We start from the raw sequence: 13,269 nt of genomic DNA on the forward strand, positions 1-13,269 counted from the left end.
GTGCGGCGCCGACAAACGAACGCGGATGTTGAGGGCGATGAAGCTTTCCGAACTCGCCGTTGGCCTCGCCGACGGCATGCAAGGCGAGGATCGCGACATCGCCGGACTGACGGCCGATTCGCGCGCCGTGAAACCCGGCTTCCTCTTCGCCGCGCTCGCCGGCTGGAAGAGCGACGGGGCGCGCTACGCCGCGGAGGCCAGGGCCGGCGGAGCCGCCGCCATCCTCGCGGGCGAGGGCACGCCGGTCGAGACCGATCTGCCCGTCCTGCGCTCGCAGGACCCGCGTCGCGCGCTCGCCCTGATGGCCGCGCGCTTCCACGGCGCGCAGCCCGAGAAGGTCGTCGCCGTCACCGGCACGGCGGGCAAGACCTCGATCGCCGCCTTCACACGCCAGATCTGGGCCCATGCCGGCCTTGCCGCCGCCTCGATCGGCACGACCGGGGTCGTCTCGCCGACGCGCGACGAATACGGCTCGCTGACGACGCCCGATCCCGTCGATCTCGCCCGCCTCATGGCAGAGCTCGCCGGCGAGGGCGTCACCCACGCGGCGATGGAGGCCTCCAGCCACGGCATCGTGCAGCGCCGCCTCGACGGCGTTCGCCTCGCGGCCGCCGGCTTCAGCAATCTCGGCCACGACCATCTCGACTATCACGCCGATGCCGAGGACTATTTCGCCGCCAAGATGCGCCTCTTCGACACCCTTCTCCCGAAGGGCGCGCCCGCGGTGATCTTCGCCGACGACAAATGGTCCGGCCGCGCCGTCGCCACCGCCGTCCTGTCGGGCGCCGAGGTGCTGACGGTCGGGCGCGAGGGCCGGTTCCTCACGCTGAAGCGCCTCGAGCACGAGCGCCATCGCCAGATCGCCGAGATCGAGGCGGACGGGCGCATCCACCGCATCGTGCTGCCGCTGGCCGGCGAGTTCCAGATGTCGAACGCGCTGGTCGCGGCAGGCCTTTCCATCGCCACCGGCGTCGCGCTCGATACGGCGCTGGAGGCGCTCGAGGGCCTGAAGGGCGCGTCCGGGCGCCTGGAACTGGCGGGCACCACGCGCAGCGGCGCCCCGGTCTTCGTCGACTACGCCCACAAGCCCGAGGCGCTGGAGAACGTCCTGTCGGCCGTGCGCCCCTTCACCACGGGCCGCGTCGTCGCCGTGATCGGCTGCGGCGGCGACCGCGACCGCGCCAAGCGCCCGATGATGGGCGAGATCGCCCATCGCCTCGCCGACACCGTCATCGTCACCGACGACAATCCGCGCTCCGAAGACCCTGCCGCCATCCGTGCCGCGATCATGGAAGCCGCGCCCGGCGCGCGCGAGGTCGCCGATCGCCGCGCCGCGATCCGCCTCGCCGTCCTCGAGGCGAGGGCCGGCGACACCGTTCTCGTCGCCGGCAAGGGCCACGAGGTCGGCCAGACCGTCGGCACCGTGACGCACCCTTTCAGCGACCACGAGGAAGTGCGCGCCGCCATCGCCGAGGCCGCCCGATGAACGCGCCCCTCTGGCACACGCAGGAAATGGCGGCGGCGATGCACGGCCGCCTCCACGGCGCGGTGCCCGACGCCATCACCGGCCTGTCCATCGACAGCCGCACGATCCAGCCGGGCGACGCCTTTCTCGCCATCCTCGGCGAGCAGTTCGACGGGCACGACTTCGTGGCCGCCGCCGCCAAGGGCGGGGCCGCGCTCCACGTCGTCTCGAAGGCGCGGCACGGCGAGTTCGAAGGGCTCGGCCTGCCGCTCCTCGTGGTCGACGACGTGCTGCGGGCTCTGGAACGGCTTGCCGTCGCGGCGCGCGCGCGGTCGCAGGCCGGCATCGTCGCGGTGACGGGCAGCGTCGGCAAGACGACGACCAAGGAGGCGCTGCGCCAGGCGCTGGCCGCCTGCGGCACGGTCCATGCGAGCGTCGCCTCGTTCAACAATCACTGGGGCGTGCCGCTGAGCCTGGCCCGCCTGCCGCAGGAGGCGCGCTTCGCCGTCTTCGAGATCGGCATGAACCATCCCGGCGAGATCCGCCCGCTCGTGAAGTTCGTGCGCCCGCAGGTCGCCATCGTCACGCTGATCGCCCCCGTCCATCTCGGCTTCTTCCGCGACGTGGAGGAGATCGCCACCGCCAAGGCCGAGATCTTCGAGGGTCTGGAACCCGGCGGCACGGCCGTCCTCAACATCGACGACGCGCATTTCGTGCAGCTCGAGAATCTCGCGGAAGCCGCCGGCGTCGAGCGCGTCCTCACCTTCGGCGAGAGCGAGGCGGCGCAGGTGCGGCTTCTGTCCTTCGAGAGCACGGGCGAGGGCTCGCGCATGGTCGCCGACGTCGCGGGCGCGCATCACGAGATCGCGCTGCAGACGAGCGGGCGCCATATCGCGCAGAACCTCCTCGCCGTCCTCGGCGCGGTCCAGCTTCTCGGCGCCGATGTCGGCGCGGCCGCGCGGGCGCTCGGCGCCTGGCGCGCCGTGAAGGGGCGGGGCCTCAGCACGCGCGTCGCGCTGGCCGGCGGTCCCCTGACGCTGCTCGACGAGAGCTACAACGCCAATCCCGCCTCGATGAAGGCCGCGCTGGCCGTTCTCGGCGGCACGGCGCCGGGCTCGGGCGGGCGGCGGATCGCGGTTCTCGGCGACATGCGCGAACTCGGCGACCACGCGCCCGCCCTTCACGCCGCGCTCGCCGAGCCGATCGCCGCCGCGAAGGTGGACCTCGTCCATCTCGCCGGTCCCGACATGAAGGCGCTCGCGTCCGTCCTGCCGGCGCAGACGTGCCGCTGGCACGAGAACGCCGCGGCGCTGAACGCCAGCCTCCTGCCGACCCTTCGGGCCGGCGACGTGGTGATGGTCAAGGCCTCCAACAGCATCGGCTTCCGCAAGGTGGTCGAGGCGATCGAGGCGCTCGCCATCGGCCCCGACACGCACGACAGACCTTCGGAGACCGCCCGATGATCGCCTTTCTCGGCCAGTTCTCCGAGCAGTTCCCGCTGTTCAACGTCTTCCGCTACATCACCTTCCGCACCGGCGCGGCGATGATCACCGGCTTCATCATGGTGTTCCTGTTCGGCCCGGTCGTCATCTCGGCGCTGCGCCTGCGCCAGGGCAAGGGCCAGCCGATCCGCGCCGACGGGCCGCAGACCCATTTCAAGAAGGCCGGCACGCCGACCATGGGCGGGCTGATGATCCTGACCGGCTTCCTGGTGGCGACGCTGCTCTGGGCCGATCTCAGCAACATCTATGTCTGGACCGTCCTGATGGTGACGGTCGGCTTCGGCGCGATCGGCTTCTACGACGACTATCTGAAGGTGACGAAGCAGAGCCACAAGGGCTTCTCCGGCAAGCTGCGGCTGGCGCTGGAATTCGTCATCGCCGGGCTCGCCTGCGCCCTCATCGTGCATGCGGGCACCGGCAGCTTCGCCACCTCGCTCGCCTTTCCCTTCGTGAAGACGCTGCTCCTCGATCTCGGGCTCTTCTACGTCGCGCTCGCCGCCTTCGTGATCGTGGGGGCGGGCAACGCGGTGAACCTCACGGACGGGCTCGACGGTCTCGCCATCGTGCCCATCATGATCGCGGCGGCCGCCTTCGGCCTCATCGCCTATCTCTCGGGCAACGTGAACTTCGCCAACTACCTGCAGATCCACTACGTCATCGGCACGGGCGAACTCGCCCCGCTCTGCGGCGCGGTGATCGGGGCCGGCCTCGGCTTCCTCTGGTTCAACGCGCCCCCGGCGGCCATCTTCATGGGCGACACGGGCTCGCTCGCGCTCGGCGGCATGACCGGCACGATCGCGGTCGCCACCAAGCACGAGCTCGTGCTCGCAATCATCGGCGGCCTCTTCGTGGTGGAGGCCATGTCGGTCATCATCCAGGTCGTCTCCTTCAAGCTCACCGGCAAGCGGGTGTTCCTGATGGCGCCGATCCACCATCACTTCGAGAAGCTCGGCTGGACGGAGAGCCAGGTCGTGATCCGCTTCTGGATCATCGCCTTCATCCTCGCCTTCGTCGGCCTCTCCACGCTGAAGCTGCGCTAGGCGATGATCCCGGTCCGCACCCTTTCCGGCCGGCGCGTCGCGCTCTTCGGCCTCGGCGGCTCGGGCCGGGCCACCGCGCTCGCCCTCATCGCCGGCGGCGCCGAGGTTCTCGCCCATGACGACAACCCGGCAAGCCTCGCGCAGGCGGCCGCGGAAGGTATCCCGACCGGCGATCTGCGCGCCGCCGACTGGCGCGCCTTCGACGCCTTCGTCCTCTCGCCGGGCGTGCCGCTCACCCATCCGCGCCCGCATTGGAGCGTCGAGATGGCACGGGCCGCCGGCGTTCCCGTGATCGGCGACGTCGAGCTCTTCGCCCGCGAGCGCGCGGCCTGCGCGCCGGACGCCCCCTTCGTCGCCATCACCGGCACCAACGGCAAGTCGACGACGACCGCGCTCATCGCCCATTGCCTGCGCGATGCCGGTCGCGACACGCAGCTCGGCGGCAATATCGGCGTCGCGGTCCTGACGCTCGATCCGCCGGCCCCCGGTCGCTTCTACGTGGTGGAGTGCTCCTCCTACCAGATCGACCTCGCGCCGACGCTCGGGCCGTCCGTCGGCATCCTCCTCAACCTGACGCCCGACCATCTCGACCGCCACGGCACGATGGAGAACTACGCCGCCATCAAGGAACGGCTGGTCGCGCGCTCGCGGACCGCCGTCGTCGGGATGGACGACCCGTTTTGCCGCGCCATCGCCGACCGGCTGGAGGCGGCGGGGCGCACCGTCCTGCGCATTTCCCAGGAGCCCCTCGAAGGCCCGGGCGTCTTCTTCGACGCCGGCACGGTGGTGCGGCGCGACGCCGGCGGAACCGAGACGCGTTTCTCGCTCGAAGGGATCGGCTCGCTGCGCGGCCGCCATAACGGGCAGAACGCCTGCGCCGCCGTGGCCGCTCTCACCGCGGTCGGCCTGTCGGACACGGAAATCGCCGGCGCCCTGAAGCGCTTTCCCGGTCTTGCCCATCGCATGGAGGAGGTCGGCCGGCAGGGCCGGGTGCTCTTCGTCAACGATTCCAAGGCGACCAATGCCGAGGCCGCCGCGCCCGCGCTCGCCGCGTTCGAGCGCATCCGCTGGATCGCCGGCGGCCTGCCGAAGGCCGGCGGCATCGCCGCGCTCGAACCGTTCTTCCCGCGCATCGCCAAGGCCTATCTGATCGGCGAGGCGGCGCCACAATTTGCCGCCACTCTTGGTGAACGAATTCCTTACGAAATATCCGGTACGCTCGACGTCGCGATCGAAAACGCGGCACGGGACGCCGGAGAGAGCGGAGAGGCGGAGGTCGTCCTCCTCTCCCCGGCCTGTGCGAGTTTCGACCAGTTCCGCAATTTCGAGGTCCGGGGCGACGCCTTTCGCGAAAGCGTGGGCAGGCTCGCCGGGATCGAGCCGATCTCGAGGGGTTAGCCGATGACAAGCCGGGCACGTCGCAGCGTCGTCAGCGATTGGTGGTGGGGGGTGGACCGCTGGTTCCTCGCCGCCTTCCTGACGCTTCTGGTGGGGGGGCTCGTCCTCTCCTTCGCCGCGAGCCCGCCGGTCGCCGAGCGCATCGGGCTGGAGCCCTTCCACTTCGTCAAGCGCCACGCCTTCTTCCTGCTGCCCTCGCTGGCGGTGATGTTCGGCTGCTCGCTGCTGACGCCGCGCGGCGTGCGCCGCGCCTCGCTCCTCATCTTCTGCGGCGCGCTCGGCCTCATGGTGCTCGCGCTCTTCTTCGGCGCCGAGATCAAGGGCGCGCGGCGCTGGGTCGATCTCGGCCCCCTGCAGATCCAGCCGTCCGAATTCATGAAGCCGGCTTTCGTGGTGCTCTGCGCCTGGCTCTTCGCCGAGAAGGCGAGCCGTCCGGAGATTCCGGGCAACCTCTTCGCGCTGATCCTGCTCCTCGTCGTCGCGGCGCTCCTCATCGCCCAGCCCGACTTCGGCCAGACGATCCTCATCTCCGGCGCCTGGGGCGGCCTGTTCTTCATGGCGGGCATGCCGTGGATCTGGATCTCGCTGCTCGCGGCGGTCGGCGGCGTCGGCTTCGTGATGGCCTATTCGGTCTTCCCGCACGTGGCGAGCCGCATCGACCGCTTCGTGACCGGCGAGGGCGACACGTTCCAGACCGACACGGCGCGCGACGCGATCATGCGCGGCGGCTGGCTGGGCCAGGGGCCGGGCGAGGGCACGGTCAAGCGCATGCTGCCCGACAGCCATACCGACTTCGCCTTCTCCGTCATCGCCGAGGAGTTCGGCATCATCACCTGCATGGTGCTGGCGACGCTCTTCGCCTTCGTCGTGGTGCGCGGCCTGTCCGTGGCGCTCGCCCAGCGCGACGTGTTCACGCGCCTCGCCATCTCGGGGCTCGTCTTCCTGTTCGGTCTCCAGTCCATCATCAACATGGCGGTGAACCTGCAGCTGATGCCGGCCAAGGGCATGACGCTGCCCTTCATCTCCTATGGCGGCTCCTCGATGCTCGCCGTCGCCGTCTCGGCCGGCTTCGTGCTGGCGCTGACGCGCCGCAAGCCGGAGAACCGCTCCTATACGGACCGCCTCATGGAGCGCACGCTCGTCCTGCACCGGGCCTGACGCGCTCGGGGACGGGGAGGCGAAGGGCGGGGAGGGAGCCTTCCCCGAACCGCGCGTTCAGGCCACCCGGCGTGCCGCGTCCGAGGGCGAGGCGCCAAGGGCCGCCGCAAACGCGCTCGCGCCCATGGGCCGGCCGAAATGATAGCCCTGGCCCTCCTGGCAGTAGGCGCCCATGAGCGCGGCCTGCTCCGCCGTCTCGATGCCCTCGGCGATGACCTCTAGATCGAAGCCTTGCGCGAGGCGCGAGATGGCTTCCACGATCAGCCGGTCGCGGTCGCCGACATCGGCGCCGCTGACGAAGGAGCGGTCGATCTTCAGGCGCGTGACGGGAAAGTCCTTCAGCATCGTGAGCGAGGCGAAGCCCGTGCCGTAATCGTCGAAGGCGATGCCGACGCCCATCTCCCGCAATTCCCGCAGCGTCGCGTGGATGCGGAATTCGTTGCGCAGGATCGTGTTCTCCGTGATCTCCAGCTCCAGGCCGCAGGCGGGCAGGCCGGCCTCGCGCAGCGCCCATTCGACCACCGACGGCAGGTCGCCGGACCGGAACTGGGCGGCGAAGAGGTTCACGCCGACGCGAAACCCCTCATGGCCGGCGGCGCGCCACTCGGCCGCCTGCCGGCAGGCCGTGCGCAGGATCCATTCTGAGACGGGCACGGCCAGAAGGCTGTTCTCCAGCGTCGAGAGGAAGGCCGCCGGCGACAGCAGTCCGCGCTCGCGGTGGTTCCAGCGGATGAGCGCCTCGGCCCCGGCGAAGGCGCCGTCGCTGAGGCGGATCTGCGGCTGGTAGAAGAGCTCGAATTCGCCCTTCTCCCAGGCCTGCCTTATGCCGGAACTGACGGAGACGCGCGTCTGCGCGATGGGGCGAAGGTCCTGCGTGAACAGCCGCACGCGGCCCTTGCCGTCCGCCTTGGCGCGATAGAGCGCGAGATCGGCCTGCTCCAGCAGCGCCTCGCCGCTCCGCCCCTCGCCGCTGTCGAGCGCGATGCCGGCGCTCGCCCCGACATAGACCGAGCGCTCGCCGAGCTCCACCGGCCGCTCGATGGCGGCGATGAGCGTATCGGCGAAGTCCGCGGCCGAAAGTGGGTCGGCGCGGTTCTCCAGAACGACCACGAACTCGTCCCCGCCGAGGCGGCAGGCGAGACCGTCCTGGCCGACGAGATCGCGCAGGCGCAGCGCCACCGCCTTCAGGACCTCGTCGCCGGCGGCGTGGCCGAGACTGTCGTTGACCTCCTTGAAGCCGTCGAGATCGAGAAGGATCAGCGAGGTCGGGCGGCCGGCGGCGGCGGCGGCCGCGAGGGCGGTCTGCAGGACCGTGCGGTTGGCGAGGTCGGTCAGCGCGTCGTATTCGGCCGCGCGCTTCAGCCGCGCCTCCGTGGCGAGCCGCTCGGTGATGTCGCGGGCGATGGCGCCGAAGCGGTGCTCGCCCGCCTCCATCCAGTGGGAGAGGGAAAGCTCGATGGGGAATTCCGTCCCGTCGCGGCGCAGCGCCGGCACGGTGACGAGCGAGCCGACGAGCGTGGTCGGCAGGCCGGCGGTGACCCGTGCCACGCCCGCCACGTGCATCGGCCGCATCGGGGCCGGCATGATCATGGTGAGGACCTGCCCGACGGCCTCCTGCGCGCTGTAGCCGAACATGCGCTCGGCGGCGCTGTTCCAGGAGAGGATGCGGCTCTCCCCGTCCGCGCAGACGACCGCGTCCGCCGCCGAGCCGGCCACGGCGTCGAACCGGCGCCGCCCGTCCGCCTCGATGGTCGACAGGCGCTGCACTTCCAGCTTGTCCATCACGAGGCCGGCAAGGTCGGCCAGCGACTGCCGCTCGTCCGCCGAGAGACCGTGCGGGCGCGGCACCACGTCCTTGATGCAGAGCGCGCCGATCACGAACCCGTCCGGCGTCACCAGCGGCGCGCCGGCATAGAAGCGGATGCGGGGCTCGCCGGTCACGAGGGCGGATCCTGCGAAGCGCTCGTCCAGCGTGGCGTCCGGCACGACCATGACGTCCCGCGTCAGGATCGTGTGGGTGCAGAAGGAGCCTTCGCGCGTCAGTTCGCAGGCGTCGAGGCCGAGCCGCGCCTTGAAGAACTGCCGGTCCGCGGCGACGAGCGAGACGAGGGCGATGGGCACGCCGAAGATGCGCCGGGCATGGCGCACGATCGTGTCGAACCCGGGTTCGGGCGCGGTGTCGAGCACATGATACTCGTCGAGCGCCAGAAGCCGGCGGGCCTCGTCTTGCGGGACGGGAAAGAAAGAGCTGGCCATCGTCGCGTCCTATCGGACCAAGCGTCCCGCACGCTCGAAGGTCCTTTGATGTCTGAAGTGATGGATCCTGTTTCATGCAAGTCTTGCGCAACGATGCCACGAAGACGTTACGGAAGACTTCCCGGTCGCGTTTACCTTTGCGAACGGCACAGGCAGTATCGCCGCCTGCGGGGCGCCGGGTTTCAGACGCCGATTCGCCGATCTCGATAGCGATATCTTGTATGTCTCCGCCGTCGCGGTGGATGACGCTCGCGCGAAGAACATCTCCGGGATCGTGCCCGCTCCTGCATTTGGCGTTGCTCGCTGCCGCGCGGGGCGTCCTCTTGCGGGCCCGCTCCATCGCGCCGTGCGGACATGGATCCACCGGGCGAGGGTGCCCGCAGACTCATGGGGATTTCTCGCGCCGTCCCGCGCCGCCGGACGGGCGCGCCCGAAGCGAGGGCTCGCCATGCCCGATCGCGTCAGAAAGAACCGTCCGCATCAGTTGGACTGATGAGGTTGCTTCTAGTGACGGCATCGACGTCGCTTACCTCCCTGGCTGTCGGTGCCGCATGGGGCGGACCGGTGCCGGGCCGAACGGGCCTCGGCTGAACGAGAGCCAAGGGAGCGAGCGGTGTCGGCCATTCGAACGGACGTCGTGCATGCAACGGGACCCATCGGGACGCAGGAGGCCGTCCTGGCCAACAAGGTGTCCTGGGGCGCGATCCTGGCGGGCGTCACCATCGCGCTGGCGAGCCAGGTGACGCTGGTCCTCGTCGGCGCGGGCATCGGCGCCGCCTCGCTCGATCTCGGGAATGGCGCTGCCGAAAGCGCGTCTTCCTCGCTTCCCATCGGCGCCGCCGTCTGGTCGGTCGGCTCGGTCCTCGTCTCCACCTTCCTCGGCGCTTATGTCGCCGCGCGTCTCTCGGGCCGCACGGCGCCGGCCTCGGCGGGCCTGCACGGCCTCACGACCTGGGCCGTCACCACGCTTCTCGTCCTCTACCTGCTGACGACCTCGGTCGGCGCGATCCTCGGCGGCGCGTTCAGCGGCGTGTCCTCGCTCGTCGGCGGCGTCGGCCGCACGGTGGCAGAGACCGCCGCGCCGGCGCTCGCCGAGGCCAACCCGCTGGAGGCGATCGAGAACCAAGTCCGCTCCACCGGCTCCGATCCGGAGGCGCTGCAGGCCAATGCGGTGAACGCCATCCGCTCGCTCCTGACGGGCGGGGGCGCCGATGCCGGCCGGCAGGCGGCCGACGCCCTGGCGCAGGCGAAGGGCATTCCCGTCGAGGAGGCCACCCGTCAGGTCGCCGAGATCGAGCGGCAGTACCGCGCAACGCTCGACGACGCCCGCCAGAAGGCGAGCCAGGCGGCCGAGGCCACCGCCTCCGTCGTCTCCAAGGGCGCGCTCGGCGCGGCCGCAGCGCTCGTCCTCGGCGCGCTGGCCGGCTGGTTCGGCGGCCGTTCGGGCCGCGTCGCGGCCGCCCCGCGCCGCCTCTGAACGCTCTCGGCGGCCCGGGTCGCACCGGGCCGCCCTTTCTCGCGCATCTTTCCCTCCAACGACGAAGACGATCCCGAAGACACGATCATGAGCGCAACCATCTCGTCCGAACGCGCCGCGATCCTGCGGGCCGGCGCGGCCGCCGCCCGCCAGGGCGTGTCCCGCAGCGCGAATCCCCATCCCATCGACTGCGAGGACTGGATCAACTGGATGGCCGGCTTCGACCACCAGACCGTCTGGCTGGAGCAGGGGCGCGGTCCCTACGATCCCTTCGCCGACGGCGCCCTCGTCCCGGCCTGAGCGCGGCGCGAAGACGCCGGCGCCGCGGGCCGTCGTCTCGACACGACAAGTCGCTCTTGCCGAAGGCGGCGCCCGCCGCAACTTCCAGATGGCATCCGCGAGGAGGCGGCCTGCGGACGCCGATCGACATCTCATCCGACATTGCGATGGAACACCGATGGTCGACACCCTGAACGGACAGAAGGTCGAGCGCCAGCAGCTGCAGCAGATCATCGCCGGGCTGACGGAAGGCGTGATCCTGATCGATCCCGACCAGACGATCGCCTGGGCGAACGAGGCGGCGCTGCGCATGCACGGCGCGGGCGCCGTCGAGGATCTCGGCCGCAATGTCGACGAGTACCGGCTTCGCTATCAGCTGCGCTACCGCAACAATCACCTGCTCGACGAAGGGTCCTATCCCGCGGACCGCGTCATCGCGGGCGAATTGTTCACGGACGTCGTGGTCGAGGTCGCCCGCTTCGGCGCGGCCGAGCCCGAATGGGTCCACCGCGTGCGCAGCCTCGTCCTCACCGACGGCGCGGGCGATCCGGACTGCCTCGTCCTCATCGTCACCGACGCGACGGACGAGATACAGGCGGTCGAGCGCTTCGAGAGCGCCTTCAACGCCAATCCCGCGCCCGCCCTCATCTGCCGCATCTCGGATCTGCGCTTCATCCGCGTCAACCAGGGTTTCATGGACATGACGGGCTACGCCCGCGAGGCCGTGATCGGCCGTTCCGTCTACGATCTCGACGTGATGGCCGGCGCCGAGAAGCGCGAGATCGGCAAGGCGCGCCTTTCCGAATGGGCGACGGTGCCGCAGATGGAGGCCTGCCTGCAGCTGCCCGACGGCGAGACCAAGCTCGTCATCGTCGCCGGCCAGCCCATCGAGATCGGCGACGAGCGCTGCATGCTCTTCACCTTCGCCGATCTCGAACCGCGCCGGAAGGCCGAGAGCGCCCTGCGCAACAGCGAGGAGAAGTTCGCCAAGACCTTCCGCCTCGCGCCCGTCCCCATGAAGGTCTGCACGCTGGACGGCTTCCGCATCCTCGACGTCAACGAGGCCTTCCTGAAGGAGACCGGCTGGTCGATCGAGGAGGTCGTCGGCCGCAACGCCGCCGAGATCGAGCTCTGGGACACGGCCGCCACGCGGCGCAAGCAGGAGCGCGAGCTGATCGAGACCGGCGGCTTCAGGGGATACGAGGCCAAGCTGAAGAAGAAGGACGGGTCCATCACCGACTGCCTCGTGTCGGCCGAGACGGTGACGATCGGCGGCGAGGCCTGCGTGCTCGACGTGTTCCAGGACATCACGGTGCGCAAGACCTCCGAGCTCGAACTCGTGAAGGCCATCGAGGAGGCGCTGGCCGACACGTCCTGGCTCAGCCGCAGCGTGATGGAGAAGCTCGCCAACCTGCGCTCGCCCCAGCCCGACGGCGCGCGCCGCGCGGGCGGCGCCGAACTCACCGACAAGGAGCGCCAGGTCCTCGGCCTCGTCTCGCAGGGGCTCGACGACAAGGAGATCGCCGAGACGCTCTTCCTGTCGCGCAACACGGTGCGCAACCACGTGCAGCGCATCTACGCCAAGATCGACGTGCACCGCCGCAGCGAGGCGATCGTCTGGGCGCGCGAGCGCGGCATCGTCGGCGCGGAAGTCGCGCGCGCGGGGACCAAACCCAAGCGCTAGCCGCGCCTTCGGCGCGCCGAAAGAGCGATCCTCTTCATTCGGGCTGATGCAGGCGCGTCTTGGGGGCGGGCCGCGTCTCCTGTCTAGTCCGCCGGCGGGATGTCCGCGCGGCGGCAGGCCGCGCCCGTTCCGTTCGCCCGCCCCTCCACCCATCGCACCACCATGCCCGCTCCGGCCGTGAAGGCCGGACGGCCTTCGTGCGCAACAGGATGTCTCCCATGAACAGGAAACTTGCGGCCGAAGCCTTCGGAACGTTCTGGCTCGTCTTCGCGGGCTGCGGCAGCGCCGTCCTCGCGGCCGACTTCCCGGGCCTCGGCATCGGCTTCGCCGGCGTCTCGCTCGCCTTCGGCCTGACCGTCCTCACGATGGCCTACACGGTCGGCGGCATTTCCGGGGGGCATTTCAACCCCGCCGTCTCGCTGGGCCTTGCGATCTCGGGGCGCTTCTCGCCGCGCGAGCTCGTGCCCTACTGGATCGCGCAGGTCCTCGGCGGCCTTCTCGGCGCCGCCGTCCTCTACGCGATCGCCTCCGGCAAGGCCGGTTTCTCGGCCGGCGCCTTCGCCTCCAACGGCTACGGCGCGAATTCGCCCGGGGGCTACGGTGTCCAGGCGGCCTTCGTGGCCGAATTCGTGCTGACCGCCGCGTTCCTCGTCATCATCCTCGGCTCCACCTCCACCGCCGCCTCCTCGGCCTTCGCGCCGATCGCCATCGGCCTCGGCCTGACGCTGATCCATCTCGTCTCGATCCCGGTGACGAACACGTCGGTGAACCCGGCTCGCTCGCTCGCGGCCGCCGTCTTCGCGCAGAACGGGGCGATCGGCCAGCTCTGGCTCTTCTGGCTCGCACCGCTCGCCGGCGCGGCCGTGGGGGCCCTCCTCTGGCGCCATGTCCTGTCGCCGGGCGAATCGACCCGTGGCATCGGCGCGGACGACAAGAAGGCGCCCTGAGCGGCCGGCCGTCGAACCGGCGCGGGGCTGCCAAAAAGAAGAAATCGGCTCATGCCGCCTGAT

At 70.4% G+C, this 13,269-nt stretch carries 10 protein-coding genes; 9 read left to right on the forward strand and 1 reads right to left on the reverse strand.

Features of this window, described 5'->3' with window-relative positions; genetic code table 11:
• Positions 1-37 precede the first annotated feature (37 nt).
• From ASG48_RS02630 to ftsW, 5 genes are read left to right on the forward strand one after another with little or no spacing between them, the layout of a single operon-like run.
• Positions 38-1,486, forward strand: coding sequence for a UDP-N-acetylmuramoyl-L-alanyl-D-glutamate--2,6-diaminopimelate ligase (locus ASG48_RS02630; RefSeq protein ID WP_055844718.1), 1,449 nt, complete (start codon positions 38-40; stop codon positions 1,484-1,486).
• Positions 1,483-2,928: a UDP-N-acetylmuramoylalanyl-D-glutamyl-2,6-diaminopimelate--D-alanyl-D-alanine ligase gene (locus ASG48_RS02635; RefSeq protein ID WP_055844721.1), complete on the forward strand. Its 1,446-nt coding sequence runs from the start codon at positions 1,483-1,485 to the stop codon at positions 2,926-2,928. Before ASG48_RS02630 ends, ASG48_RS02635 begins: the two co-directional genes overlap by 4 nt.
• The gene (gene mraY / locus ASG48_RS02640) at positions 2,925-4,007 is read left to right on the forward strand and encodes a phospho-N-acetylmuramoyl-pentapeptide-transferase (protein ID WP_055844724.1); all 1,083 of its coding nucleotides are present in this window, start codon (positions 2,925-2,927) and stop codon (positions 4,005-4,007) included. Before ASG48_RS02635 ends, mraY begins: the two co-directional genes overlap by 4 nt.
• A gap of 3 nt (positions 4,008-4,010) precedes the next feature.
• Positions 4,011-5,405 (forward strand): UDP-N-acetylmuramoyl-L-alanine--D-glutamate ligase, encoded by a 1,395-nt coding sequence (murD, locus tag ASG48_RS02645; protein WP_055844727.1) that lies wholly within the window; start codon positions 4,011-4,013, stop codon positions 5,403-5,405.
• 3 nt (positions 5,406-5,408) lie between these two features.
• Positions 5,409-6,563 (forward strand): putative lipid II flippase FtsW, encoded by a 1,155-nt coding sequence (ftsW, locus tag ASG48_RS02650; protein ID WP_055844730.1) that lies wholly within the window; start codon positions 5,409-5,411, stop codon positions 6,561-6,563.
• A gap of 57 nt (positions 6,564-6,620) precedes the next feature.
• Here the strand turns inward: ftsW and ASG48_RS02655 are convergent, their stop codons facing one another.
• Complete coding sequence (locus ASG48_RS02655; protein ID WP_055844733.1) at positions 6,621-8,819, reverse strand: EAL domain-containing protein; 2,199 nt, start codon at positions 8,817-8,819, stop codon at positions 6,621-6,623.
• 613 nt (positions 8,820-9,432) lie between these two features.
• Here ASG48_RS02655 and ASG48_RS02660 point away from each other — a divergent pair.
• The 4 genes from ASG48_RS02660 (at position 9,433) to aqpZ (ending at position 13,206) form a co-directional block, all read left to right on the forward strand.
• Complete coding sequence (locus ASG48_RS02660) at positions 9,433-10,296, forward strand: hypothetical protein (RefSeq protein ID WP_055844736.1); 864 nt, start codon at positions 9,433-9,435, stop codon at positions 10,294-10,296.
• 87 nt (positions 10,297-10,383) lie between these two features.
• Positions 10,384-10,596, forward strand: a complete 213-nt coding sequence (locus tag ASG48_RS02665; RefSeq protein ID WP_055844739.1) for a hypothetical protein — start codon at positions 10,384-10,386, stop codon at positions 10,594-10,596.
• 157 nt (positions 10,597-10,753) lie between these two features.
• On the forward strand, positions 10,754-12,259 hold the full coding sequence (locus ASG48_RS02670; RefSeq protein WP_055844742.1) for a PAS domain S-box protein: 1,506 nt from the start codon (positions 10,754-10,756) through the stop codon (positions 12,257-12,259).
• A 218-nt stretch (positions 12,260-12,477) separates the two neighbouring features.
• Positions 12,478-13,206, forward strand: a complete 729-nt coding sequence (gene aqpZ / locus ASG48_RS02675) for an aquaporin Z (protein WP_055844745.1) — start codon at positions 12,478-12,480, stop codon at positions 13,204-13,206.
• Positions 13,207-13,269 lie beyond the last annotated feature (63 nt).

Source organism: Aurantimonas sp. Leaf443 (assembly GCF_001425575.1).
In the GTDB taxonomy this organism is placed as follows: Bacteria; Pseudomonadota; Alphaproteobacteria; order Rhizobiales; family Rhizobiaceae; genus Leaf443.

Excerpts from the sequence above, each read along its gene's own strand:
- ASG48_RS02630 (WP_055844718.1), top strand. The coding sequence starts at position 38 with ATGAAGCTTTCCGAACTCGCCGTTGGCCTCGCCGACGGCATGCAAGGC.
- ASG48_RS02635 (WP_055844721.1), top strand. The coding sequence starts at position 1,483 with ATGAACGCGCCCCTCTGGCACACGCAGGAAATGGCGGCGGCGATGCAC.
- mraY (WP_055844724.1), top strand. The coding sequence starts at position 2,925 with ATGATCGCCTTTCTCGGCCAGTTCTCCGAGCAGTTCCCGCTGTTCAAC.
- murD (WP_055844727.1), top strand. The coding sequence starts at position 4,011 with ATGATCCCGGTCCGCACCCTTTCCGGCCGGCGCGTCGCGCTCTTCGGC.
- ftsW (WP_055844730.1), top strand. The coding sequence starts at position 5,409 with ATGACAAGCCGGGCACGTCGCAGCGTCGTCAGCGATTGGTGGTGGGGG.
- ASG48_RS02655 (WP_055844733.1), bottom strand. The coding sequence starts at position 8,819 with ATGGCCAGCTCTTTCTTTCCCGTCCCGCAAGACGAGGCCCGCCGGCTT.
- ASG48_RS02665 (WP_055844739.1), top strand. The coding sequence starts at position 10,384 with ATGAGCGCAACCATCTCGTCCGAACGCGCCGCGATCCTGCGGGCCGGC.
- ASG48_RS02670 (WP_055844742.1), top strand. The coding sequence starts at position 10,754 with ATGGTCGACACCCTGAACGGACAGAAGGTCGAGCGCCAGCAGCTGCAG.
- aqpZ (WP_055844745.1), top strand. The coding sequence starts at position 12,478 with ATGAACAGGAAACTTGCGGCCGAAGCCTTCGGAACGTTCTGGCTCGTC.